Consider the following 22,165-nt stretch of genomic DNA (forward strand, 5'->3'; position numbering starts at 1 on the left):
CGGGACATGGGCGTGGCGATCCGGACGGCCGAGGAGGGGGACCGGGAGCTGGTCGTCCGGCTTCTGGACGAGGCTTTCCAGGACGATCCGGTCAGCGGCTGGGTGTTCCCCGGCGACGAGTACCGCCGTACGACCCACCACAGGCTGATGGCCGCGTTCACCGACATCGTGCTCGCCCATGGGCGGATCGACGTCACCGAGGACGGCACGGCGTGCGCGCTGTGGCTGTCCGTGCCCGCGGACGACCACGGAGGCGACGCCGACGACGAGGGCCCGGCCCAGGTGCGCGCGGCCGTCGACCCGGACAACGAACGCGTCGAACTGATCGGCCGGCTGACCGCCGGCATCCATCCCTCGGGCCGCGCCCACGCCTACCTGTGGATGATCGGGGTGGCCTCGGAGCGCCAGGGCCAGGGCCTCGGCACCGCGCTCATCACCTCGGTCCTCGACCGCTGCGACCGCGACGGGGTGCCGGCCTACCTGGAGGCGAGCAACGCCCGCAGCCGGAAGCTCTACGAGCGCCTCGGCTTCGAACTCGCCGGTCACCCCCTCGACCTGCCGGACGGCGGCCCGCGGATGTGGCCGATGTGGCGCGAACCCCGCGGCTGAGACCCAGGCGCACGGCGTGTCTGCGACCTGATCCGGATCCACCGGACAATCCCTACGCCTCCGGCACCACCGCCTCCACGATCCGCTCCACCAACCCCTCCGGCACGCTCACCCCGGGCAGTACGCCCTCCAGGACGTCCGGCAGCGTCAGGTGCTCCAGGAGCAGCCCCAGCATCGCGAGATAGAGCACGGCGACGGTCTCGTCGCCGCCGGGCAGGCCGGCCGTCCGGTGGAACTCCATGCCCTCCTCCAGATCGGCACGTACCGACTTGGTGAAGGAGGCACGCAGTTCGGGCCGCCGGTTGGCCTCCAGGCGCATCTCCAGCAGGGCCAGATAGCCCGTGCGGTCGCGGGTCGCGCGGGTCATCAAGTCGTGCATGAAGGCGGCGACCAGGGAGCGGTCCTTCGGCCGCGTCATGAGATCGGCGATCACCTCGGGGTCGGGCGCGAGCCGCTCGTGCAGCCGGGCGTCGATCTGCCGCAGCAGGTCGTCCCGGCCGGTGAAGTAGTTGGAGGCGGTGCCCACGGGCACGCCGGCCTCGGCGTCCACCGCGCGGAACGTCAGCCCACGCGCTCCCTCGCGGGCGAGCACCTCGACGCCGGCGTCGACGAGTGCGGCCCGGCGCTCAGGGTTGCTGACCATGCGGAGTCCTCTCTCCCACTTTCCCCCGTCCCCGGATATTCCCTTGCGACCACTACAGGCGAAGTACTACAACTGAAGTCGTTGCAGCGACAGCCTACGAAAAGAGACCGGCTTGCGAAAGCTCACCTACTTCATCGCCTGCTCGATCGACGGGTTCATCGGGGATCCGGACGGCGACGCGTCGGCCATGCTCCGGTTCGTCGACGAGGAGTACTTCGCGTTCGTCAGGGAGGAGTACCCGGAGACCATGCCGACCCATGTCCGCCGGGCCGTCGGGTTCGACGACCCGCCGAACAAGCAGTTCGACACGATCATCCAGGGCAGGGCCAGCTACGACGTGGCCCTGAAGGAGGGCGTCACCAGCCCTTACGCCCACCTGCGCGAATACGTCGCGTCCCGCACCCTGCGGGAGTCACCGGACCCGAACGTCGAGATCGTCGCCGACAACCTGGTCGGCAAGGTCCGCGAACTGAAGGCCGAGGACAGCGAGTTCGGCATCTACCTGTGCGGCGGGTCCGTGCTCGCGGGCGAGCTGATCGACGAGATCGACGAGCTCGTCATCAAGACCTATCCGATCGTGTACGGCACCGGCATGCCGATGTTCGGCTCCGGCTTCGCGGTCACGGAGTTCACCCTGGAGTCGGTGCGCAGCTTCGGCAACGGCGCCGTGGTTCGTACGTACAACAGGAAGCGCTGAGCCGCGCCCAGGCCTACCCTGAAGACATGGACAGCGACACGCACGTCTGTCCCGTCTGCGGACAGCCCGTCGAAACGGTCGTCCGGCGCCACAAGACGCTGGGCGCGTGGGTCCCGGTGTGGGTTCCCGGCCCGTGCCGCAACCCGGAGTGCGAGGCCTACGCCGAGGAAGGCGCGGAAGGCGCCGCAACCGACGCAGCCGACCACAAGCCCGGCGCACCCGCCGCGAAGAGCACCGGCGCACCCGCCGCGAAGAGCACCGGCACAACCGCCGCGAGGAGCACCGGCACCACCGCCGCGAAGAAACCCTGAGTCGCGAAAAAACCTGAGCCGAGTTGTCGAGAACCCCCGACCGGCTCCGACGTCCCCTGTGAGAGCCGCCCACCCCGGGCGGTCCGGCCGAAGACGCCGAAGACGCGAAGGAACGGACTCATGAAGTACTTGGTCATGGTGCAGGGCACGCAGGCGGACTACGAGGCGATGCGCGGCAAGGCATCCCCGGGCTCCCCGGCGTGGAGCGAGCAGGAGCTCCAGGCGATGTACGCCTACATGAGCGCGATCAACGACGACCTGTCGGAGACCGGCGAGATGATCGACGGACAGGGCCTGGCCGAACCGGCGCAGACCCGCACCGTCACGCTCGGCGACGACGGCAAGGCGGTCATCACCGACGGGCCGTACAGCGAGACCAAGGAGCTGATGGCGGGCTACTGGCTGCTGGAGTGCGCGAGCCTGGAGCGGGTCACCGAGATCGCCGACCGCATCACCCGCTGCCCCCAGCCGGAAGGCGCCCCCAACTACCCGGTGGTGATCCGGCCCGTCATGGAAGGCGCCGGCGACGTCTGAGGAGACCGTGAGAGGCAGGCACGACCGAGAAAATCGGCGGCCGCCCGGACCCTGAGCCTGCCGGAGCAGCGGTACTTGCAGGGGCGGGCGGCGCGATTGAGGGACTAGGCACCGTCGCTTTCCTGCGACCTGATCCGCTTCCTGCGGCCTGATCCGCCGTACAGGCGCTAGCGTGCACCCATGCGGGAGGGGGCATGGGCATGACGGGGGAAGGGCCGCGTCGCCGGGTGTGGCGGTGGGTCGTGGTGGTGTGGGTGGTCGCCGTGGCCGTCGGGGGCGGGTTCACGTTGTTGCTGCGGGACGCGGCCGAGCCGCCGACGCCGTACGGCCGCCAGGAGGCCACCCCGACGCCTTCGCTTCCGGAGGGGTGGGAGAGCTTGTGCCCGAGCCCCACGCCCGACGAGGACGGTTCGACGGACGTCCTCTGCTTCTTCAGAACCCGCTAGTGCTTCTTCAGGACCCGCTGGTGCTCTTCAGGACCCGCTGGGCAGCCCGCCCGTCTCCGGATCGCGTCCCGTCAGGCAGTACAGGCCGTCCGCCGGGTCCCGCATCACCGTCCAGTGGCTGCCATGAGCTACCAGGCGCGCACCGAGCCGTTCGTGGGCGGCGCGGGTGGCCTCGATGTCGGCGCAGGCCAGGTCCAGGTGGGCGGAGAGGGGCCGTTCCTCGTCGAGGCGCTGGAGGAGGATGCGGATCGGCAGGCCGGGCGGCGGCTTGATCACATGGAACTCGGGGAGCGAGCCGGGCAGCGACTGCCACTCGGGCAACAGGCCGCTCCAGAAGGCGACTTCGGCGTCGTAGAGGGAAGGCGGGATGTCGACGCAGACCTGGTCGAGGCAGCTGCCCCGCACGACCGGCGGCCGGACCGACTCGCCGCGCCACGGCACCGTGCAGAACAACTGCCCGGCGGGGGAGCGCAGCACGACCAGCGTGCCGTGGTCGGCCACCGCTTTCGCGCCGAGCCGTAGCGCCGACACGACGAACTCCGGTACGTCCTCGACGGCGAAGTCGAGATGCGCCCCGCCCGAGCCGTCGACGACGCCCTGGACCTTCACACACGCGTCGCCCTCGCCCGGCACGAGGGTCACGAACTCGTCCCGCTCGCCCCGGAGTTCGGACAGCCGCGTGTCCGTCACCGCGGTCCAGAACTCACCGGCCCTGCCGAACACGTCGTGGGGCCGGTCGACGAAGGCGTACGTCCAGCGGATGCTCATGGCGTGATCGTAGGCGGCGGGGCGGCGGGGCGGCGGGGCGGCGGGGCGGCGGGGTGGCGGGGTGGCGAGTCACCACGTCAGCGTCGCACGCCCTCCATCACTCCGGCGCGTGGTCCTGGAACAGCCTTTGCCTTCAGTTCGCCTGGGATTGCCTTCCGCTTGTTTGCATTAAGGAATGGACCACATCACGTTCCTGGTGGCCGTCGTCATCGTCACGGCGCTCGCCTTCGACTTCACCAACGGGTTCCACGACACGGCGAACGCGATGGCCACCTCCATCGCCACAGGGGCGCTGCGGCCCAGAACGGCCGTACTGATCAGCGGGATCCTCAATGTGGTCGGCGCCTTCCTGTCCACGGAGGTCGCGAAGACGATCTCCGGCGGCATCGTGGACGACACCCTCGTCACGCCTGGAATGATCTTCGCGGGCCTTGTCGGGGCGATCCTGTGGAATCTGCTGACCTGGCTGGTCGGACTGCCGTCGAGTTCCTCGCACGCGCTGTTCGGCGGGCTGATCGGAGCGGTCTGGGTCGGTGCCGGCTCCGACGGCGTGCACTTCGACAAGGTTGTCGAGAAGGTGCTGATCCCGGCGGTGGCCTCGCCGCTGGTGGCCGGGGTCGCGGCGCTGATCGCGACGTACTTCGCCTACCGGCTCACCGCCCGTGCCCGAAAGCAGTCGGTGACCCGGGGCTTCAGGCTCGGGCAGATCGCCTCGGCCTCACTGGTCTCGCTCGCGCACGGCACGAACGACGCGCAGAAGACCATGGGCGTCATCACGCTGACCCTGATCTCCGCGGGGGCGCTCGGCCACGACGCCGGCCCGCCGTTCTGGGTGATCGCGTCCGCGGGCCTCGCGATCGGCCTTGGCACGTATCTGGGTGGCTGGCGGATCATCCGCACGATGGGCAAGGGCCTGACCGAGATCCAGTCGCCGCAGGGCTTCGCCGCGGAGACCGCCTCCACGACCGTCATCCTGACCTCCGCGCACCTCGGCTTCGCCCTGTCCACCACGCAGGTCGCCTCGGGCAGCATCCTCGGCGCGGGGCTGGGCCGGCGGCTGGCGGAGGTCCGCTGGGGCGTCGCCGGCCGGATGGTGATCGCCTGGCTGGTCACGCTGCCCGCCGCCGCGCTGGTCGGCGGTGTCTCCGCGAGCGTGGTCAAGCACGGGGGGAACGCCGGCACGGTCGTCGTCGCCCTGGTGGGCGCGGCCGTCGCCGCGGGCATCGTGGCCCTCTCCCGCCGCAACCCGGTGCACGCCAACAACGTCAACGACGCCCACGAGGTCGCCGTCCGAGCCACCACGCCGACGAACGTCGGTGCGGCCGCCTGAGTCACGGGAGTTCACAGCATGAGTCTCGACTGGACCGCACTGGGCCAGGTCACCGCGGTGAGCATCGGCGTCACCGTCGCCGTGGTCGTCGTCTTCGCCGTCGGCATCCTCGGCCTCGCCCGCTACGAGGACGCCCGGGAACAGAACGGCACATCCGCCGTCGCCCTCACCCAGGCCGGCCTGTGCTTCCTCGCCTGCGCGGCGGTGGTGGCGTACGGCATCTATCTGATCGTGCCTCAGTTCCACTGAGACCAGTCCACCGAGACCGGTCCACCGAGACCGGTCCACCGTGACCGGGAGGAAGGACGGACGCGATGACCTCGCCGCCCCTGCTGTCCGAACTGGCCGACCTGAAGGTCGACTACAGCGACCACGACGATCCCGTACTCATCCAGCCGGACGGAAGCCCGGTCGACACCTGGCGGGAGAACTATCCCTACGCGCACCGCATGGAGCGCAAGGAGTACGACTGGCACAAGCGGCTCCAGCAGATCGAACTGCTGAAGCTGCAGAGCTGGATCAAGGAGACGGGACGCCGGCTCGTCATCGTCTTCGAGGGCAGGGACGCGGCAGGCAAGGGCGGCACGATCAAGCGCTTCACGGAGCACCTCAACCCCCGGGGCGCGCGCGTCGTGGCCCTGGAGAAGCCCACCGAACGCGAGCGCGGCCAGTGGTACTTCCAGCGATACGTCGAACACCTCCCGACCGCGGGCGAGATCGTGCTCTTCGACCGGTCCTGGTACAACCGGGCCGGCGTGGAGCGGGTCATGGGCTTCTGCACGGACGACGAGTACCGGCGCTTCATGCGTCAGGCGCCGCTGTTCGAGCGGATGCTCGTGGACGACGGCGTGGATCTGGTGAAGTTCTGGTTCTCGGTGTCGCGGGGAGAGCAGCGCACCCGTTTCACGATTCGCCAGATCGACCCCGTACGGCAGTGGAAGCTCAGCCCCATGGACCTCGCCTCCCTGGACCGCTGGGACGACTACACCGCCGCCAAGGTCGCCATGTTCCGCGAGACGGACACGGAGTACGCGCCCTGGACGGTGGTCAAGAGCAACGACAAGAAACGGGCCCGCGTCGAGGCCATGCGCAGCGTGTTGGCCCGCTTCGACTACACGGGCAAGGACGACGAGGTCGTCGGCATCCCCGATCCACGCGTCGTGGGGGCGGCGGCGGGGTTGCTGGAGGCGGGGGAGGACGACACGGCCGACGCGATCGAGGAGGCCGGGGTCGGCGACGGCTGACCGGCGCGGGGGTGGGGCAGGCGCGGGCCCTACCCCTCCAACCATCACGGTCCACGATCCCGAGCCGGTCATCGCGCACATGGCTTCCTACCGGGCGTGGGCGGACCAGCACGACGCCGTTCGACGCGACCATCGAGCGGGCCCGCGCCATCGTCGCCGACCACGTCGCCCGGCACGGGGCGTTCGAGGTCGGTTGTCGCGGCGGCATCCTCGTCTGCCGTCGGTGAGGGCACGCGCCCAAGCGCCGGGACGCCGAAGGGGCCCGGCCGGACCGAATCCGACCGAGCCCCTTCCAGATGCCCGTCGACCCGCGATGGTGCACCGATCGCCGGTCGGGGAGGCTGACTGGTGGTCAGGCCTTCTTGGTCTCCCAGAAGATCTTGTCGATCTGGGCGATGTAGTCCAGCGCCTTCTGTCCGGTGGCCGGGTCGGTCGAGCCCTTGGCGGCCGAGAGGGCCTTCAGGGTGTCGTTGACCAGCTGGTGCAGCTCCGGGTACTTCTCGAAGTGCGGGGGCTTGAAGTAGTCGCTCCACAGCACGGAGACGTGGTGCTTGGCGAGCTCCGCGCGCTGCTCCTTGATGGTGGTGGCGCGCGCCTGGAAGTGCGGGTCGTCGTTGCCGGCCATCTTTTCCTGGATGGCCTTCACCGACTCCGCCTCGATGCGGGCCTGGGCCGGGTCGTACACGCCGCAGGGCAGGTCGCAGTGGGCGCTGACCTTGACCTTGGGGGCGAACAGGCGGGAAAGCATGAAGCAATCCTTCCTCGTGATCGTCTTCTCAGGTGCGACATTACTCCCCGGGGGAGGGGATTTCGCGAGTGCCCCCATGGGCTTAGGACAAAAGTCCGGGGTGAGACTGAGACTGGTGGAGGACGAACCGGGGAGGTGCCGGGTGATGCCGGAGCTGTCGCAGGATGCCGAACGGGGGAGGGCGGACCAGCCCTTCGGCTGGGTCGAGGTGACCGGGCCGTCGATGGTGCCCACGCTGTATCACGGGGACTGGCTCGTGGTGCGGCACGGGGGCCGGATCAGGCCCGGCGACATCGTCGTCCTGCGCCATCCGTTCCAGCAGGACCTGCTCGTCGTCAAGCGCGCGGCGGAGCGCCGCCAGGGCGGCTGGTGGGTGCTCGGGGACAACGCGTACGCCGGTGGCGACAGCACGGACTACGGGCCCGTGCCCGACGAACTGATCCTGGGCAAGGTCCGTTTCCGCTTCCGGCCGCGCCGGCCGGATCAGCGTTCGCCGCTCGCCGTGCTGCGCTGGGCGCTGTCGGCCACCAGGCCCGTCCTGCCCGACCGGTCCGCCTCCAGGCGTTTGCGGGCGCGGTAGGCCGCCACGTTGGCGCGGGTGGCGCAGCGGTCGGAGCAGTAGCGCCTCGAGCGGTTCGTGGACGTGTCCAGGTAGGCGTTGCGGCACGGCGCCGCCTCGCACAGGCCGAGGCGGTCCACGCCGTACTCGGTGAGGTGGAAGGCGAGCCCCATCGCGGCGATCGCCGCGTAGCCCGCCGTCGCGTTCGACGGGTGGTCCGCCAGGTGCATGTGCCACAGCGGGCGGCCGTCGTCGTCCCGGAAGTCGTGGCCGGAGATCTGCGGGCTCACCGGGAACTCCAGCAGCAGTGAGTTCAGCAGGTCCACCGCGAGGGTCTCGTCGCCGCCGTCAGCCGCCTCGAAGACCGCGCGCAGCCGGGCCCGGACCGAGCGGAACCGCGTCACGTCCGCGTCGGTGGCGCGGCGGGCCGCCGACTGGTTGACGCCGAACAGGTCGCGGACGGCCTCGACGGAGGTCAGAGAGTCCTTGCCCCGGGCCGGTTCCTCGCTGTTGACGAGACGTACGGCGTAATCCGAGTAATAGGCCAGTTCCACTTGTAGTCCTTACGGAGGCGTTCTATGGTCGTGATGCGGTCGGGGTAACAGCCGGTCGTGCATCCAGGGTATTACGTGACATGCGTTACATGACATCGCGCGACGGAGGGGCTCGATGACGGACACGGACACCACCACGACCGGCGCCGACTGGCAGGCCTGGCAGGAGAGCTGGGACCGCCAGCAGGAGTGGTACATGCCCGACCGGGAGGACCGCTTCCGGGTCATGCTCGACATGGTCGAGGCCCTCGTCGGCACCGCGCCGCGCGTGCTGGACCTCGCGTGCGGTACGGGAACCATCACGGCCCGGCTGCTCGCCCGGTTCCCGGAGGCCACCAGCACCGGCGTCGACCTCGACCCCGCGCTCCTCGCCATCGCCGAGGGCACCTTCGCGGGCGACGAGCGGGTCACCCTCGTCACCGCCGACCTCAAGGACCCCGACTGGCCGGCCAGGCTGCCGTACGAGTCGTACGACGCCGTCCTGACCGCCACGGCCCTGCACTGGCTCCACAGCGAACCCCTCGCGGCCCTCTACGGTCAGGTCGCGGAGCTCGTCCGCGACGGCGGTGTCTTCATGAACGCGGACCACATGATCGACGACACCACTCCCCGGATCAACGCGGCGGAGCGCGCACTGCGACACGCCCGCATGGATCAGGCCAAGCGGGACGGGGCCCTCGACTGGTCCGAGTGGTGGCAGGTGGCGGCCAAGGATCCGGTCCTGGCCGAGCCGACGGCCCAGCGCTTCGAGATCTACGGCGAACACGCGGACGGCGACATGCCGTCGGCGGCGTGGCACACGCGCGTGCTGCGCGAGAAGGGGTTCGGGGAGGCACGGCCGGTGTGGTGCTCGCCCTCGGACACGCTGCTGCTGGCGCTGAAGTAGCGCAGGCATGAGAAGGGGCGGTACGGGGATCCCCGTACCGCCCCTTCTCCGATCGCGCCGGCCCGCTACAGCACCTTCGACAGGAACGACTGCGTCCGTTCGTGCCGCGGGTTCGTCAGGACGTCCCTCGGGTCGCCGGACTCGACCACCACGCCGTCGTCCATGAAGACCAGGCTGTCGCCGACCTCCCGGGCGAAGCCCATCTCGTGGGTGACGACGATCATCGTCATGCCGGACTCGGCGAGGTCGCGCATGACGTCCAGGACGTCGCCGACCAGCTCCGGGTCGAGAGCCGAGGTCGGCTCGTCGAACAGCATCAGCTTCGGGTCCATCGCCAGCGCACGGGCGATCGCCACACGCTGCTGCTGGCCGCCGGAGAGCTGCGAGGGGTAGTTCTGCGCCTTGTCGGCCAGCCCGACCCGCTCCAGCAGCTGCTGCGCCCGCTCCCGGGCCTGGGCCCGGCTCACGCCCTTGACCTGAACCGGCGCCTCCATGACGTTCTCCACGGCCGTCATGTGCGGGAACAGGTTGAAGCGCTGGAAGACCATGCCGATGTCCCGGCGCTTGACCGCGACCTCGGCGTCCTTCAGCTCGTACAGCTTGTCGCCCTTCTGGCGGTAGCCGACCAGCTCACCGTCGACGTACAGACGCCCGGCGTTGATCTTCTCCAGGTGGTTGATGCAGCGCAGGAAGGTCGACTTGCCGGAGCCGGAGGGGCCGATGAGGCAGAACACCTCGCCGGACTTGACCTCCAGGTCGATGCCCTTGAGGACTTCGAGCGGGCCGAACGACTTGTGCACACCTTCGGCCTTGACCATGGGGATGGTGCTCATCGGTCAACGCCTCCAGCTTCCGAGGGACAGCAGATTCGCCTTGATCTTCTGGTACGGCGTGTCCGGAAGAGTTCGGCTGGAGCCGCGGGCGTAGTACCTCTCAAGGTAGTACTGGCCGACGCTGAAGACCGAGGTCAGCAGCAGGTACCAGGCCGCCGCCAGGAACAGCATCTCGGCCGGGGCGCCGGAGGTCTGGCCGATGTCCTGGGCCACGCGGAACAGCTCGGAGTACTGGACGACCGACACCAGCGAGGTCGTCTTCAGCATGTTGATGACCTCGTTGCCCGTCGGCGGCACGATCACGCGCATCGCCTGCGGGATGACGATCCGGCGCAGCGTCTTGGCGTGGCTCATGCCCAGCGCGTGCGACGCCTCGGTCTGGCCCTCGTCGACCGAGAGCAGACCGGCGCGGCAGATCTCCGCCATGTACGCGGCCTCGTTGAGGCCGAGGCCCAGCAGCGCCGTCAGGAACGGGGTCATGAAGTCCGACCACTCGTCCCTGTAGACCGGCCCGAGGTTGATGTACTCGAAGACCAGGCCCAGGTTGAACCAGACCACCAGCTGCACCAGGACCGGGGTGCCGCGGAAGAACCAGATGTAGAACCAAGCGATGGATGAGGTCACCGGGTTCTTCGACAGCCGCATCACGGCGAGCAGGATGCCGCCGATGACGCCGATCACCATGCACAGGACGGTCAGCAGGAGCGTCTTGCCGACGCCGGACAGGACACGGTCGTCGAAGAAGTAGTCCGGGATCGCATCCCAGTTGATCTTGCCCTGGGAGAACGCGTAGACGACCCCACCCAGCAGGGCGAGAGCGATGACGGCCGAGACGTACCGGCCGTAGTGACGGACCGGAATGGCCTTGATGGCCTCCGGGCCGGCCGGCGGGGTGTCCGCCGGCCCGTCCGTCTTGTCGATGTCAACAGTCACGGGTGTTGCCTTTCAGTGCCCGCCGGCCGCGGTCACTTGCCGCCGTTGATGGTGGCTTCCTTGACGGCGCCGTCCGCGACGCCCCACTTCTCGATGACCTTGTCGTACTCGCCGTTCGCGATGATCGCGTCCAGCGCGGCCTTCAGGGCGTCCCGCAGCTGCGTGTTGTCCTTGGCGACCGCGATGCCGTACGGCGCGGCCTCGACCTGCTCGCCGACCAGCTGGAAGTCGTTGCCGCCGCCGGAGGTCTTCACGGCGTACGCGGCCACGGGGAAGTCGGAGGAACCGGCGTCGGCGCCGCCCGCGCGCAGGCGGGTCTGCGCCTGCTGGTCGTTGTCGAAGGCCTCGATGGACAGCTTCTTGCCGGCCGGGCACTTCTTCGCCTCGGCCTTGGCGAGGTCGTCGGAGGTCGTACCGCGCTGCACCACGATCTTCTTGCCGCACAGGTCGGACCAGGTCTTGATGCCCTGGTCGTCGCCCTTCTTGGTGTAGATCGAGACACCGGCGGTGAAGTAGTCCACGAAGTCGACGCCCTCACCGACCTTCTTGCCGGTGTCGGAGTCGATGCCCTCCTGGCGGTCCTTGGTGTCGGTCATCGCGGACATGGCGATGTCGTACCGCTTCGAGCGCAGACCCGTGATCAGCGTGTCGAACGTGCCGTTCTCGAACTCGAACGTCACGCCCAGCTGCTTGCCCATCGCGGCCGCGAGGTCCGGGTCGATGCCGGCCGTCTTGCCGGAGCTGTCCTTGAACTCGACCGGCGCGTACGCGATGTCGGAACCGACCTTGATGGTGCCCTTGTCGCGGATCGACTGCGGCAGCTTGTCGGCCAGCGGGGCCGAGGGCGCCGAGGCGGTCTCGGTGCTGTCCGAGCCGCTGTCCTTGGTCTGGTCACCGCAACCGGTGAGCAGCAGAGCGCCTGCGACCGCGATCGCACCGACCGCTGCTAGCCGGTTGTGCGCGGCGGTCGTACGACGGGTGGAGCTTGCGGTCATGGTGGGTTCCTCCGGCGGATGGGTGGAGTTGCCGATGGGGCGGGCAGCTGACGAGGGGTTCGACAGGTGCCTTGGGTCCTGGGTCGACGAGAGCACACGCCTTCGAGTGTCGCGACCTCGTGTGATTACGGCATCTTGCCATTCGGACGAAGCCATTCAGGGGGCCCGCCATGTCAAAATCGGATAACGGGCGACCCCCGAACCACACCAGGTCGGTACATCCCGACCGCACCATCTGCGGGAATCTGTCCTTCCGGCCGGAAGATCTTCGGTGCGTCTCGGGATGAGGGCGATCGGGTCCGTGCTGGTCGGGGCCGGTTGAGCGCCCCTCCAGCGGCCGTCAAGGAGCCTTGAGGGCTTGTGCCGGGAATGCCGTCATGATTCATGTCACCGGCATGTAGGCGTTCGCCCCGGTTCCGCGGTACGGCGTGTGATCTTGCAAGCGTTGCGCGGAATCGACTCGTCGTCGGCGCCGTCCGTCCGGTAAGAAGGTTCTTTACACCCCTCATCCGGGGCTCAGGGCGCGTGTGCGGCGCGCCCGTCGCGTATGTGCCCGTGCGTATCCCGTGCGCAGCACCATCAGGGCCGTACGCGGTGCCCGCCCACTTCTCAACCAGGAGTGGCCACCCTCAAACCATGAAGACCTAAGGGGTAGAACAAAGTGGCAGCGGAGATCGTCAATCCTCGCAGCGACAGCAGTACGGAGCAGGAGGGCGGGGCCGAGCCCCTCGATTCCTTCGATCCGGCGTTCGCGCTGCACCGCGGCGGCAAGATGGCCGTGCAGGCCACCGTGCCGGTCCGCGACAAGGACGACCTGTCCCTGGCGTACACGCCCGGCGTCGCGAAGGTGTGCAGCGCCATCGCGGAGCAGCCGGACCTGGTCCACGACTACACGTGGAAGTCGTCGGTGGTCGCCGTCGTGACGGACGGTACGGCCGTGCTCGGGCTCGGGGACATCGGGCCCGAGGCCTCCCTTCCGGTGATGGAGGGGAAGGCGATCCTGTTCAAGCAGTTCGGGGGCGTGGACGCGGTTCCGATCGCGCTGGACTGCACGGAGGTCGACGAGATCGTCGAGACCGTGGTGCGGCTCGCGCCGTCCTTCGGTGGCGTGAACCTGGAGGACATCTCGGCGCCGCGGTGCTTCGCGATCGAGCGGAAGCTGCAGGAGCGGCTGAACATTCCGGTCTTCCATGACGACCAGCACGGTACGGCGGTCGTGACGCTGGCGGCGCTGCGGAACGCGGCGAAGCTGACCGGTCGTGGGATCGGGGAGCTGCGGGCCGTCATCTCGGGTGCGGGGGCGGCGGGCGTCGCCATCGCGAAGATGCTGGTCGAGGCCGGGATCGGGGATGTCGCCGTCGCGGACCGGAAGGGGATCGTGTCGGGGGACCGGGACGATCTGACATCGGTCAAGCGGGAACTGGCCTCGTTCACGAACAAGGCGGGGATCGTCGGCTCGCTGGAGGCGGCGCTGGAAGGCGCCGACGTCTTCATCGGGGTTTCGGGCGGTACGGTGCCGGAGGCCGCGGTGGCGTCGATGGCTCCGGGGGCGTTCGTGTTCGCCATGGCCAACCCGAATCCCGAGGTGCACCCCGATGTGGCGCACAAGTACGCGGCCGTGGTGGCCACCGGGCGGTCGGACTTCCCGAACCAGATCAACAACGTGCTGGCGTTCCCAGGGATCTTCGCGGGGGCGTTGCAGGTGCGGGCCTCCCGGATCACCGAGGGGATGAAGCTGGCGGCGGCCGAGGCGCTGGCGGCGGTGGTCGGGGACGACCTGGCCGCGGACTACGTGATTCCGTCGCCGTTCGACGAGCGGGTGGCTCCGGCTGTTACGGCGGCTGTGGCTGCGGCGGCTCGGGCGGAGGGGGTTGCTCGGCGGTAGCCGTTGCACGGAGCTGAGCCGAGTTGTGATGGTCCCGTCCGTTTGGGCGGGGCCGCTTCTTTGTCGGGTGCGGTTGTTCGGGTGGGAGCCTCGGGGCACTTCTTGGCCGACCGAGTCGGGTGGTGAAACGTGGGGTGACTGGACCCACCCCGGCAACGGGGCGTGTGTCACAGCACCTCCTGGTTCCCCGCACCGCCGGCGGAGCCTATCGTCAAGGTCATGTTCGCTGTCTACGCCGCCCGAATCGACCGCGACCAGCCGCTCTCCGGCCTTGAATCGGGAGAGCGTCCGGCTCCCGAGGCCCGCCCCGGCTGGAGTGTCGTCGACGTCAAGGCCGCCTCCCTCAACCATCACGACCTGTGGTCCCTGCGCGGCGTCGGCCTCGCGGAGGACAAGCTGCCGATGATCCTCGGCTGTGACGCCGCCGGCGTCGACGAGGACGGCAACGAGGTCGTCGTGCACTCCGTCATCGGACAGAGCGGGCACGGCATCGGCCCCAAGGAGCCCCGCTCCATCCTCACCGAGCGCTACCAGGGGACGTTCGCCGAGCAGGTCGCCGTACCGACGTGGAACGTGCTCCCGAAGCCCAAGGAGCTCTCCTTCGAGGAGGCCGCCTGTCTGCCCACGGCCTGGCTGACGGCGTATCGGATGCTGTTCACGAACGCGGGCGTCAGGCCCGGTGACTCCGTGCTCGTTCAGGGCGCGGGCGGCGGTGTCGCCACGGCCGCGATCGTGCTCGGGAAGGCGGCCGGTCTGCGGGTCTTCGCCACCAGCCGGGACGAGGCCAAGCGGAAGCGGGCGGTCGAGTTGGGGGCCGTGGAGGCCCTGGAATCGGGGGCTCGGCTGCCGCAGCGCGTCGACGCCGTCATCGAGACCGTGGGCGCCGCCACCTGGTCGCACTCGGTCAAGTCGCTGAAGCCGGGGGGCACACTCGTCATCTCCGGTGCCACCAGCGGCGACCGGCCCTCGCATGCCGAACTGACCCGGATCTTCTTCCTGGAGCTCAAGATCGTGGGGTCGACGATGGGGACCAAGGACGAACTGGAGGACCTGCTCTCCTTCTGCGCCGCCACCGGTGTGCGCCCCGTCATCGACGAGGTGCTGCCTCTGGACCGGGCCCGCGAGGGCTTCGAACGGATGGAGTCCGGGGAGCAGTTCGGCAAGATCGTCCTCACGAACGGCTAGCGGTTCCTGCTGACTTACGGCCGGTCCGGTTCTTCCCGGGCCGGCCGTCGGCGTGTGCGCCTGTCAACGATGGTTGACAGATGAGTCGTGTCAACGTAGGTTGACGTCATGAGTGAAGCAACGGATCTCGCCGAGCGTGCGGGTGATCGCGATCCCCGGATCGGGCTGCGGGCCGTCGCCGCGCTGCGCCGGCTGCTGGAGCAGTTGGAGGCCGTGCAGGTGCGCAGTGCGCGCAATCAGGGCTGGTCGTGGCAGGAGATCGCCGCGGAACTCGGAGTGAGCAGACAGGCCGTGCACAAGAAGTACGGGAGGCATTGATGTTCGAGCGGTTCACGAGGGACGCCCGGGACGTGGTGCGGGGGGCGGTCGAGCACGCGGAAGGGTCGGGGGTGCAGACCGTCGACGCGGAGCATGTGCTGCTTGCTCTGCTCGACCGGGAGGGCAGTCGTGCCTCGTTCGCCTTGGCCGCGGTCGGGCTGGGGGAGCGCAGGGAAGAGGTCCGGGCGGCGCTGGTCGAGGCGCGGCGGCGTGCCGGGTTGTCCCAGGCCGAGGCCGATGCCCTGGCGGGCCTGGGGATCGACGTCTCGGAGATCGTCGCCCGGGTCGAGGAGGTGCATGGCGTCGGGGCGATGTCCGGCGACCGGAAGGACAAGGGGTGGTGGGCGGGCCGCCGGTCCTTCAGCCGGGGCGCCAAGGAGGTGCTGGAGAAGGCCTTGCGCATCGCCGTCGCCCGTCAGGACCTCCCCCACGCTCGAATCCACTCGCGCGGGGGGACCCCCACCATCGGCGACGAACACATCCTGTTGGCCCTCACCGTCCGGCCCGGCGTCCCCGCGGAGGTTCTCGCCGACCACGGGGCGACGTACGAAGCGCTGACGCGGGTGCTGTACGGCGGGGGAGAGGCCAAGGCTGGTTGACCGGTGCGTGTGGGAGAGGGGCGGGGAGGGAGAGGTGCGGGGAAGGCGGCGGGCTGCTGGGTGGGCCGCCGCCCGTCGACCGCGTGAACGATGCTCCCGGGCATAGCGCAAGGACCCTTAGGCCTTCGGGGCACGTAGCAGGGCCCCGATGTGTGCCGCCGCCGTCGAGAGGTGGCGGCGGGCGTCGCGGAGCTGGTCGGGTGTGATGCCGTGGTCCCGGGCGGCGTCGCGGATGTCGTCCCGGAAGCGGTCGAGCAGACGGTCCAGGTCGCGGGCCGGGTCGCCGGTGGAGTCCTCGTGGGCCCAGGTCGGCTCGTACTCCGCCGGGAAGTCCTCCGGGGTGTGCGAGTACTCGGCGGCCGGTGCCGCCTTCTCCGCGTTGCCGTGGCCCCGGCCGAAGCCGAGGTCCTTCCCGAACTCCTTGCCGTAGTCCTTTCCGAACTCGCCGAACTCCTTGGCCAGTTCCGTCAGGCCCTCGCGCACGCCTGTCGGCCAGTCGCCCCGGGTGAAGTGGTCCTGGACCTGCTCCTGGACACGCCGGGCGATGCGCTGCACCTCCTCCTGCGCCTGTGCCCGGGCCCGCTCCTGCGCCTCCTTGGCCTGGCGGCGGGCCCGCTGGGCCTCCTCGCGGGCCCGGCGGCTCTCGTCCTTGGCGCGCCGGGCCTGCTCCTTCCACTCCTGCTTGACGCGGCGCATCTCCTCCTTGGCCGCGCGCCAGGCCTCCTTGTCGGCGTGCTCCCCGAAATCCCCGAAGGGGCCCTCCTGTTCGCCACCGGCCCGGGGTCCGCCCCCGCGGCGCGCCTCGGAGGCCGCCGCCCGCATCTCGCGCCGCAGGTCTCCCGCCGCACCGCGCACATCGGCCCGGATCTCGGCGGCGAGCTCCGCGACCGACTCCCGGATCTCCAGCTCCAGGTCGGCCAGTTCGCCGCTGCGGTCGGCCAGTTCGGCGCGGCCCGCGTCCGTGATGGCGTACACCTTGCGGCCACCCTCGGTGGTGTGGGTGACCAGGCCCTCGGCCTCCAGCTTGGCCAGGCGGGGATAGACGGTGCCCGCCGACGGCGCGTACAGGCCCTGGAAGCGCTCTTCCAGGAGGCGGATCACCTCGTAGCCGTGGCGTGGGGCCTCGTCCAGCAGCTTCAGCAGGTAGAGACGGAGGCGGCCGTGGGCGAAGACGGCAGGCATGTCAGAGCACCTTCTTGTCGGTCGTGCTGTCGGCCGGGGCGCTGGTCGAGCCGTCGCCCGGGCCGGAAGCGGAATTGTCTCCCGAGTCGCCCTGTGGGCCGTCCGCCCGGTCGCCCTGCGGACTGTCCGTCGGGTATCCGGTGCCGGACCTGGTGTCCTCCGCCTGTATGCCGGAGTCCCCGGCGTCGTCCCACCGCTCGTCCTCGTCCTCCCGGGGCGGCCTGCGCAGCAGCGCGATGGAGCCGGAGACGGTCGTCGCCCGCAGCTTGCCGCTGCCCGTGCCGAGGCGGCCGGTGATCCGGTGCGCGCCCCACTGGCCGTGCACCCGCAGGCCGTCGAAGGCGTTGGAGATCGTGCCGCTCGCGGTGTTCGCCTCTACCTCCGCGTCCGCCGGATGCGGCAGCCGGATGGCGATCTCGCCCGAGACGCTGGTCAGCCGCACATCGGTGGGGCCGTCCGGATCGAGGTCGACGATCATGGAGCCGCTGACCGAGTCGGCCCGCACGGAGGGGCCGGAGCCCTCGACCACGGTGAGGTCGCCGGAGACGGAGTTGAACCTCAGGTCTCCGGTGACGGCCTGGGCCTCCAGGTTCCCGGAGACCGTGTCGGCGCGGACCGGGCCGGACAGCCCGACGAGTGTCGTGTCACCGGAGACGCCCTTCACCACGGACGTCCCGCGCACCCCGGAGACGACGGCACCGGCGCTGACCACGCCCACCTCGACGCGGGTCTCGGCCGGCACGGCCAGGGAGACGACGGCACTGCGCCGCCAGCCCTTGCGGTCGAGCCACTTCAGGAATCCCTTCCACGGCAGGTCGTCGTACGCCACCGTGAGCGTGCCGTCCTCCTGCGTCACCACCAGGGGTGGGCCCTCGATGCGGGAGACCTCCAGGCGGGCGGAACCTTCGTCCGTGCCCACCACGTTCACCGTTCCGTCGACGATGCGTACGTGGAGGGCCGTGACGGGATCGTCGAACGTGAGCTTCGCGGGCTCCGTGACGGACCACTCGGACATGGTGCTGACCTCCCCGTCGCGACGCGCCATATCGCGTCTCCTCGCTATTCACGATATATCGCGCACACGGAAAGTCAAGACACTCTGGGCGGCCATCAGGCAGCGACAACCACGAAGCCCCCTACTCGTCGTCCTCGTCGTCCAGCCGGGCCAGCCACGTCGCCAGTCGCTCCACCGGCACCTCGAAGTCCGGGTTCAGATCGACGAAGGTCCGCAGCTGCTCGGCGAGCCACTCGAGGGTGACCTCCTCCTCGCCGCGCCGCTTCTGAAGTTCCTCGATTCCGCGGTCGGTGAAGTACATGGGTTGTTCTCCTGCGTTCGTACGGGATGGTGGTGACGGGATGGTGGTGCCGGAATCAGCCTAAGGACTGGGTACGGGGCCCGGAGGCCGTGAGGCCGTAGGGACAGGGAAAGGCGCCGAAGGGACAGGGAAAGGCCCGGCCCCCGAAAGCCGGGACCGGGCCTTTCCGCAGTGCCGATGAGGACTACGCGTCGAACACCTCACGCACCAGCTGCTCCTGCTCGGCCTGGTGCCGCTTCGCGGAGCCCACCGCCGGCGAAGAGCCGTGCGGGCGGGAGATCCGCCGCAGCCGCTCGCCGTGCGGCACCTCCGCGCCGACCGCGAGGTCGAGGTGGTCGATCAGGTTGAGGGCGATGAAGGGCCATGCGCCCTGGTTCGCCGGCTCCTCCTGGGCCCACAGGTACTTCTCGACGTTCGGGTACTTGGCGATCTCCGCCTGGAGCTCGGCACCCGGAATCGGGTACAGGCGCTCGATGCGGATGATCGCCGTGTCCTTGGCGCCGCGCTTCTGACGCTCGGCCTCGAGGTCGTAGTAGACCTTGCCCGCGGTGAAGACGACCTTCTTGACCGCGGCCGGGTCGACCGACGCGTCCCCGATGACCGGCTGGAACTGACCGGTCGTGAACTCGTCCGCCTTCGACGCCGCGGCCTTCAGACGCAGCATCGACTTCGGGGTGAAGACGACCAGCGGCTTGTGGTGCGGGTTGTGCACCTGCCACCGCAGGAGGTGGAAGTAGTTCGACGGGGACGTCGGCATCGCGACCGTCATGTTGTTCTGGGCGCAGAGCTGCAGGAAGCGCTCCGGGCGGGCCGAGGAGTGGTCCGGGCCCTGTCCCTCGTAGCCGTGGGGCAGGAGCAGGACGACGCCGGACGTCTGGTTCCACTTCTGCTCCGCCGACGAGATGAACTCGTCCACGACCGTCTGGGCGCCGTTGACGAAGTCGCCGAACTGCGCCTCCCACATCACCAGCGCGTCGGGACGCGCCAGCGAGTAGCCGTACTCGAAGCCCATCACCGCGTATTCGGAGAGGAGGGAGTTGTAGACGTTGTAACGCGCCTGCTCCTCCGCGAGGTACATCAGCGGCGTGAACTCCTCGCCCGTCTCACGGTCGATGATCACCGCGTGGCGCTGGCCGAACGTACCGCGCTGGGAGTCCTGGCCGGACAGCCGGACCGGGACGCCCTCCAGCAGGAGGGAGCCGACCGCGAGGGTCTCGCCCATGCCCCAGTCGATCGTGCCGTCCTCGACCATCGACGCCCGGCGCTGCAGCTGCGGCAGCAGACGCGGGTGGACGGTGATGTGGTCGGGGATGTTGACCTGGGACTCGGCGATCCGCTTGACGACCTCCGTGGTGACCGCGGTGTTGACCGCGACCGGGAACTCCGCCTGCGGGTCCGTGGGCTCCGCCGGCAGCGGCTGCGAGGTGGCCTCGCGGACCTCCGTGAAGACCTTCTCCAGCTGGCCCTGGTAGTCCTGGAGGGCCTGCTCGGCCTCCTCCAGGGTGATGTCGCCCCGGCCGATCAGCGACTCGGTGTACAGCTTGCGCACCGAGCGCTTCTTGTCGATCAGGTCGTACATCAGCGGCTGGGTGAAGGCCGGGTTGTCCGACTCGTTGTGACCGCGGCGGCGGTAGCAGATGAGGTCGATCACCACGTCCTTGTTGAACGCCTGGCGGAACTCGAAGGCCAGGCGTGCGACACGCACGACCGCCTCCGGGTCGTCGCCGTTCACGTGGAAGATCGGGGCCTCGATCATGCGGGCCACGTCGGTGGCGTACATGGACGAGCGCGAGGACTCCGGCGCCGCCGTGAAGCCGACCTGGTTGTTGATGACGATGTGGACCGTGCCGCCGGTGCGGTAGCCGCGCAGCTGCGACATGTTGAGGGTCTCGGCCACCACGCCCTGGCCCGCGAAGGCCGCGTCGCCGTGGATCGCCACCGGCAGGACCGTGAAGTCCGTACCGCCCTTGTTGATGATGTCCTGCTTGGCGCGGGAGACGCCCTCCAGGACCGGGTCCACGGCCTCCAGGTGCGAGGGGTTCGCGACCAGGCTGACCTTGATCTGCTCGCCGTCGAGGCCGGTGAAGGTGCCCTCGGCGCCCAGGTGGTACTTCACGTCGCCGGAGCCGTGCATCGACTTCGGGTCGAGGTTGCCCTCGAACTCGCGGAAGATCTGGGCGTACGACTTGCCGACGATGTTGGCCAGGACGTTGAGGCGGCCGCGGTGGGCCATGCCGACGACGACCTCGTCGAGACGGGACTCGGCGGCCGAGTCCAGCACCGCGTCGAGCAGCGGGATGACGGACTCGCCGCCCTCCAGGGAGAAGCGCTTCTGGCCGACGTACTTCGTCTGCAGGAAGGTCTCGAAGGCCTCCGCCGCGTTCAGCCGGCGCAGGATGCGCAGCTGCTCCTCGCGCTCCGGCTTGGAGTGCGGGCGCTCCACGCGGTCCTGGATCCACTTGCGCTGCTTGGGGTCCTGGATGTGCATGAACTCGATGCCGGTGGTGCGGCAGTACGAGTCGCGCAGCACGCCGAGGATGTCGCGCAGCTTCATCATCGACTTGCCGGCGAAGCCGCCGACGGCGAACTCGCGCTCCAGGTCCCACAGGGTGAGGCCGTGCTCGGTGATGTCCAGGTCGGGGTGCTTGCGCTGCTGGTACTCCAGCGGGTCGGTGTCGGCCATGACGTGGCCGCGGACCCGGTAGGAGTGGATCAGCTCGAAGACGCGGGCTGCCTTCGTGACGTCGTCGTCGTGCGAGGCGTCGATGTCCTTGAGCCAGCGGACCGGCTCGTAGGGGATGCGCAGGGCCTCGAAGATCTCGTCGTAGAAGTCGTTCTCGCCGAGGAGGAGGTTCGCGACCTGGCGCAGGAACTCGCCGGACGCGGCGCCCTGGATGACGCGGTGGTCGTACGTCGACGTCAGCGTCATGACCTTGGAGATGCCCAGCTTGTTGAGCGTGTCCTGGGACGTGCCCTGGAACTCCGCCGGGTAGTCCATGGCGCCGACGCCCATGATGACCGACTGGCCGGGCATCAGGCGCGGCACCGAGTGGACCGTGCCGAGGCCGCCCGGGTTGGTCAGGGAGACCGTGACGCCGGTGAAGTCGTCCATCGTCAGCTTGCCGTCGCGGGCGCGGCGGACGATGTCCTCGTAGGCCTGCCAGAACTCGAAGAAGTTCAGCGTCTCGGCCTTCTTGATCGCCGCGACGACCAGCTGGCGGTCGCCGTTCGGCTTGACCAGGTCGATGGCGAGGCCGAGGTTGACGTGCGGCGGCTTGACGAGGGTCGGCTTGCCGTCCTTCTCGCCGAACGACCAGTTCATCGACGGCATGGCCTTGATGGCCTGCACCATCGCGTACCCGATCAGGTGCGTGAAGGAGATCTTCCCGCCCCGGGCGCGCTTGAGGTGGTTGTTGATGACGATGCGGTTGTCGAAGAGCAGCTTCACCGGGACCGCGCGGACCGAGGTGGCGGTCGGCAGCTCCAGCGAGGCGTTCATGTTCTTCGCGACCGCGGCGGCGGGGCCGCGCAGCGTGACCAGCTCCGGTCCGGCGCCGTCCGGGGACGCGGCGGCGGGCTCGGCCTTGGCC

At 69.5% G+C, this 22,165-nt stretch carries 25 protein-coding genes; 14 read left to right on the plus strand and 11 right to left on the minus strand.

From position 1 onward, the window contains the following. Nucleotides 1–6: 6 nt before the first annotated feature. Nucleotides 7–609: a GNAT family N-acetyltransferase gene (locus CLM62_RS01175; RefSeq protein ID WP_095748000.1), complete on the plus strand. Its 603-nt coding sequence runs from the start codon at nt 7–9 to the stop codon at nt 607–609. Between the two features lie 52 nt (nt 610–661). Here the strand turns inward: CLM62_RS01175 and CLM62_RS01180 are convergent, their stop codons facing one another. Continuing rightward, nucleotides 662–1,252, minus strand: coding sequence for a TetR/AcrR family transcriptional regulator (locus CLM62_RS01180; protein WP_095748001.1), 591 nt, complete (start codon nt 1,250–1,252; stop codon nt 662–664). A gap of 112 nt (nt 1,253–1,364) precedes the next feature. Here CLM62_RS01180 and CLM62_RS01185 point away from each other — a divergent pair, with 112 nt between their 5' ends. The 4 genes from CLM62_RS01185 (at nt 1,365) to CLM62_RS01200 (ending at nt 3,240) form a co-directional block, all read left to right on the plus strand. Next, a complete protein-coding gene (locus tag CLM62_RS01185) occupies nt 1,365–1,949 on the plus strand; it encodes a dihydrofolate reductase family protein (protein ID WP_095748002.1) in 585 nt (194 codons plus the stop codon). Between the two features lie 26 nt (nt 1,950–1,975). Beyond that, nucleotides 1,976–2,260 carry a hypothetical protein gene (locus CLM62_RS01190; protein WP_095748003.1) on the plus strand — a complete coding sequence of 95 codons (285 nt, stop codon included), beginning with the start codon at nt 1,976–1,978 and terminating at the stop codon, nt 2,258–2,260. Nucleotides 2,261–2,380: 120 nt separating this feature from the next. Next, on the plus strand, nt 2,381–2,794 hold the full coding sequence (locus tag CLM62_RS01195; protein ID WP_095748004.1) for a YciI family protein: 414 nt from the start codon (nt 2,381–2,383) through the stop codon (nt 2,792–2,794). A gap of 194 nt (nt 2,795–2,988) precedes the next feature. Beyond that, nucleotides 2,989–3,240 (plus strand): hypothetical protein, encoded by a 252-nt coding sequence (locus CLM62_RS01200; RefSeq protein ID WP_257003599.1) that lies wholly within the window; start codon nt 2,989–2,991, stop codon nt 3,238–3,240. 27 nt (nt 3,241–3,267) lie between these two features. On the opposite strand, the gene CLM62_RS01205 is transcribed toward CLM62_RS01200, so the two are convergent. Continuing rightward, nucleotides 3,268–4,008 carry a VOC family protein gene (locus tag CLM62_RS01205; RefSeq protein ID WP_095748005.1) on the minus strand — a complete coding sequence of 247 codons (741 nt, stop codon included), beginning with the start codon at nt 4,006–4,008 and terminating at the stop codon, nt 3,268–3,270. A 175-nt stretch (nt 4,009–4,183) separates the two neighbouring features. Between CLM62_RS01205 and CLM62_RS01210 the strand changes: the two genes are divergently transcribed. The 3 genes from CLM62_RS01210 to ppk2 all read left to right on the plus strand — a co-directional run bounded on the left by CLM62_RS01210 (nt 4,184) and on the right by ppk2 (nt 6,582). After that, nucleotides 4,184–5,338: an inorganic phosphate transporter gene (locus CLM62_RS01210; RefSeq protein ID WP_095748006.1), complete on the plus strand. Its 1,155-nt coding sequence runs from the start codon at nt 4,184–4,186 to the stop codon at nt 5,336–5,338. 18 nt (nt 5,339–5,356) lie between these two features. Further along, nucleotides 5,357–5,587 (plus strand): hypothetical protein, encoded by a 231-nt coding sequence (locus CLM62_RS01215; RefSeq protein ID WP_095748007.1) that lies wholly within the window; start codon nt 5,357–5,359, stop codon nt 5,585–5,587. A gap of 65 nt (nt 5,588–5,652) precedes the next feature. Next, nucleotides 5,653–6,582 carry a polyphosphate kinase 2 gene (ppk2, locus tag CLM62_RS01220; RefSeq protein WP_095748008.1) on the plus strand — a complete coding sequence of 310 codons (930 nt, stop codon included), beginning with the start codon at nt 5,653–5,655 and terminating at the stop codon, nt 6,580–6,582. A 352-nt stretch (nt 6,583–6,934) separates the two neighbouring features. Here the strand turns inward: ppk2 and sodN are convergent, their stop codons facing one another. After that, a complete protein-coding gene (sodN, locus tag CLM62_RS01230; RefSeq protein ID WP_010040396.1) occupies nt 6,935–7,330 on the minus strand; it encodes a superoxide dismutase, Ni in 396 nt (131 codons plus the stop codon). A gap of 145 nt (nt 7,331–7,475) precedes the next feature. Here sodN and sodX point away from each other — a divergent pair, with 145 nt between their 5' ends. After that, a complete protein-coding gene (gene sodX, locus CLM62_RS01235; protein WP_095748009.1) occupies nt 7,476–7,910 on the plus strand; it encodes a nickel-type superoxide dismutase maturation protease in 435 nt (144 codons plus the stop codon). On the opposite strand, the gene CLM62_RS01240 is transcribed toward sodX, so the two are convergent. Continuing rightward, nucleotides 7,814–8,443 (minus strand): ABATE domain-containing protein, encoded by a 630-nt coding sequence (locus CLM62_RS01240; RefSeq protein WP_095748010.1) that lies wholly within the window; start codon nt 8,441–8,443, stop codon nt 7,814–7,816. The genes sodX and CLM62_RS01240 overlap by 97 nt on opposite strands. A gap of 115 nt (nt 8,444–8,558) precedes the next feature. Between CLM62_RS01240 and CLM62_RS01245 the strand changes: the two genes are divergently transcribed. Continuing rightward, entirely contained in the window at nt 8,559–9,329 is a 771-nt protein-coding gene (locus CLM62_RS01245) for a trans-aconitate 2-methyltransferase (protein WP_095748011.1), read from the plus strand. Nucleotides 9,330–9,394: 65 nt separating this feature from the next. Here the strand turns inward: CLM62_RS01245 and CLM62_RS01250 are convergent, their stop codons facing one another. The 3 genes from CLM62_RS01250 to CLM62_RS01260 are packed head-to-tail and all read right to left on the minus strand — an operon-like array spanning nt 9,395 to nt 12,090. After that, a complete protein-coding gene (locus CLM62_RS01250; RefSeq protein ID WP_095748029.1) occupies nt 9,395–10,147 on the minus strand; it encodes an amino acid ABC transporter ATP-binding protein in 753 nt (250 codons plus the stop codon). An 18-nt stretch (nt 10,148–10,165) separates the two neighbouring features. After that, a complete protein-coding gene (locus CLM62_RS01255; RefSeq protein ID WP_095748012.1) occupies nt 10,166–11,095 on the minus strand; it encodes an amino acid ABC transporter permease in 930 nt (309 codons plus the stop codon). A 32-nt stretch (nt 11,096–11,127) separates the two neighbouring features. After that, complete coding sequence (locus tag CLM62_RS01260; protein ID WP_095748013.1) at nt 11,128–12,090, minus strand: ABC transporter substrate-binding protein; 963 nt, start codon at nt 12,088–12,090, stop codon at nt 11,128–11,130. A 661-nt stretch (nt 12,091–12,751) separates the two neighbouring features. Between CLM62_RS01260 and CLM62_RS01270 the strand changes: the two genes are divergently transcribed. From CLM62_RS01270 to CLM62_RS01285, 4 genes are all read left to right on the plus strand, one after another. Then, the gene (locus CLM62_RS01270; protein ID WP_095748014.1) at nt 12,752–13,975 is read left to right on the plus strand and encodes an NADP-dependent malic enzyme; all 1,224 of its coding nucleotides are present in this window, start codon (nt 12,752–12,754) and stop codon (nt 13,973–13,975) included. A 219-nt stretch (nt 13,976–14,194) separates the two neighbouring features. Continuing rightward, the gene (locus tag CLM62_RS01275; protein ID WP_095748015.1) at nt 14,195–15,160 is read left to right on the plus strand and encodes a zinc-binding dehydrogenase; all 966 of its coding nucleotides are present in this window, start codon (nt 14,195–14,197) and stop codon (nt 15,158–15,160) included. Between the two features lie 108 nt (nt 15,161–15,268). Continuing rightward, the gene (locus CLM62_RS01280) at nt 15,269–15,478 is read left to right on the plus strand and encodes a helix-turn-helix domain-containing protein (RefSeq protein WP_095748016.1); all 210 of its coding nucleotides are present in this window, start codon (nt 15,269–15,271) and stop codon (nt 15,476–15,478) included. After that, nucleotides 15,478–16,077 (plus strand): Clp protease N-terminal domain-containing protein, encoded by a 600-nt coding sequence (locus tag CLM62_RS01285; RefSeq protein WP_095748017.1) that lies wholly within the window; start codon nt 15,478–15,480, stop codon nt 16,075–16,077. Before CLM62_RS01280 ends, CLM62_RS01285 begins: the two co-directional genes overlap by 1 nt. Nucleotides 16,078–16,194: 117 nt before the next feature. Here the strand turns inward: CLM62_RS01285 and CLM62_RS01290 are convergent, their stop codons facing one another. The 4 genes from CLM62_RS01290 to CLM62_RS01305 all read right to left on the minus strand — a co-directional run. After that, nucleotides 16,195–17,259 (minus strand): PadR family transcriptional regulator, encoded by a 1,065-nt coding sequence (locus CLM62_RS01290; RefSeq protein WP_095748018.1) that lies wholly within the window; start codon nt 17,257–17,259, stop codon nt 16,195–16,197. Nucleotide 17,260: 1 nt separating this feature from the next. Further along, a complete protein-coding gene (locus tag CLM62_RS01295; protein ID WP_095748030.1) occupies nt 17,261–18,274 on the minus strand; it encodes a DUF4097 family beta strand repeat-containing protein in 1,014 nt (337 codons plus the stop codon). Between the two features lie 121 nt (nt 18,275–18,395). Then, complete coding sequence (locus CLM62_RS01300) at nt 18,396–18,575, minus strand: DUF6104 family protein (protein WP_095748019.1); 180 nt, start codon at nt 18,573–18,575, stop codon at nt 18,396–18,398. 184 nt (nt 18,576–18,759) lie between these two features. Then, the coding region (locus CLM62_RS01305) for a multifunctional oxoglutarate decarboxylase/oxoglutarate dehydrogenase thiamine pyrophosphate-binding subunit/dihydrolipoyllysine-residue succinyltransferase subunit (RefSeq protein WP_257003600.1) at nt 18,760–22,165 on the minus strand (3,406 nt) is incomplete at its 5' end.

This window comes from Streptomyces sp. SA15 (genome assembly GCF_002291145.1).
Taxonomy (GTDB): Bacteria; Actinomycetota; Actinomycetes; order Streptomycetales; family Streptomycetaceae; genus Streptomyces.

What these genes read in the sequence shown, in the direction of transcription:
- CLM62_RS01175 (WP_095748000.1), top strand. Translation starts at nt 7, where the DNA reads ATGGGCGTGGCGATCCGGACGGCCGAGGAGGGGGACCGGGAGCTGGTC.
- CLM62_RS01180 (WP_095748001.1), bottom strand. Translation starts at nt 1,252, where the DNA reads ATGGTCAGCAACCCTGAGCGCCGGGCCGCACTCGTCGACGCCGGCGTC.
- CLM62_RS01190 (WP_095748003.1), top strand. Translation starts at nt 1,976, where the DNA reads ATGGACAGCGACACGCACGTCTGTCCCGTCTGCGGACAGCCCGTCGAA.
- CLM62_RS01195 (WP_095748004.1), top strand. Translation starts at nt 2,381, where the DNA reads ATGAAGTACTTGGTCATGGTGCAGGGCACGCAGGCGGACTACGAGGCG.
- CLM62_RS01200 (WP_257003599.1), top strand. Translation starts at nt 2,989, where the DNA reads ATGGGCATGACGGGGGAAGGGCCGCGTCGCCGGGTGTGGCGGTGGGTC.
- CLM62_RS01205 (WP_095748005.1), bottom strand. Translation starts at nt 4,008, where the DNA reads ATGAGCATCCGCTGGACGTACGCCTTCGTCGACCGGCCCCACGACGTG.
- CLM62_RS01210 (WP_095748006.1), top strand. Translation starts at nt 4,184, where the DNA reads ATGGACCACATCACGTTCCTGGTGGCCGTCGTCATCGTCACGGCGCTC.
- CLM62_RS01215 (WP_095748007.1), top strand. Translation starts at nt 5,357, where the DNA reads ATGAGTCTCGACTGGACCGCACTGGGCCAGGTCACCGCGGTGAGCATC.
- ppk2 (WP_095748008.1), top strand. Translation starts at nt 5,653, where the DNA reads ATGACCTCGCCGCCCCTGCTGTCCGAACTGGCCGACCTGAAGGTCGAC.
- sodN (WP_010040396.1), bottom strand. Translation starts at nt 7,330, where the DNA reads ATGCTTTCCCGCCTGTTCGCCCCCAAGGTCAAGGTCAGCGCCCACTGC.
- sodX (WP_095748009.1), top strand. Translation starts at nt 7,476, where the DNA reads ATGCCGGAGCTGTCGCAGGATGCCGAACGGGGGAGGGCGGACCAGCCC.
- CLM62_RS01245 (WP_095748011.1), top strand. Translation starts at nt 8,559, where the DNA reads ATGACGGACACGGACACCACCACGACCGGCGCCGACTGGCAGGCCTGG.
- CLM62_RS01250 (WP_095748029.1), bottom strand. Translation starts at nt 10,147, where the DNA reads ATGGTCAAGGCCGAAGGTGTGCACAAGTCGTTCGGCCCGCTCGAAGTC.
- CLM62_RS01260 (WP_095748013.1), bottom strand. Translation starts at nt 12,090, where the DNA reads ATGACCGCAAGCTCCACCCGTCGTACGACCGCCGCGCACAACCGGCTA.
- CLM62_RS01275 (WP_095748015.1), top strand. Translation starts at nt 14,195, where the DNA reads ATGTTCGCTGTCTACGCCGCCCGAATCGACCGCGACCAGCCGCTCTCC.
- CLM62_RS01280 (WP_095748016.1), top strand. Translation starts at nt 15,269, where the DNA reads ATGAGTGAAGCAACGGATCTCGCCGAGCGTGCGGGTGATCGCGATCCC.
- CLM62_RS01285 (WP_095748017.1), top strand. Translation starts at nt 15,478, where the DNA reads ATGTTCGAGCGGTTCACGAGGGACGCCCGGGACGTGGTGCGGGGGGCG.
- CLM62_RS01290 (WP_095748018.1), bottom strand. Translation starts at nt 17,259, where the DNA reads ATGCCTGCCGTCTTCGCCCACGGCCGCCTCCGTCTCTACCTGCTGAAG.
- CLM62_RS01295 (WP_095748030.1), bottom strand. Translation starts at nt 18,274, where the DNA reads ATGTCCGAGTGGTCCGTCACGGAGCCCGCGAAGCTCACGTTCGACGAT.
- CLM62_RS01300 (WP_095748019.1), bottom strand. Translation starts at nt 18,575, where the DNA reads ATGTACTTCACCGACCGCGGAATCGAGGAACTTCAGAAGCGGCGCGGC.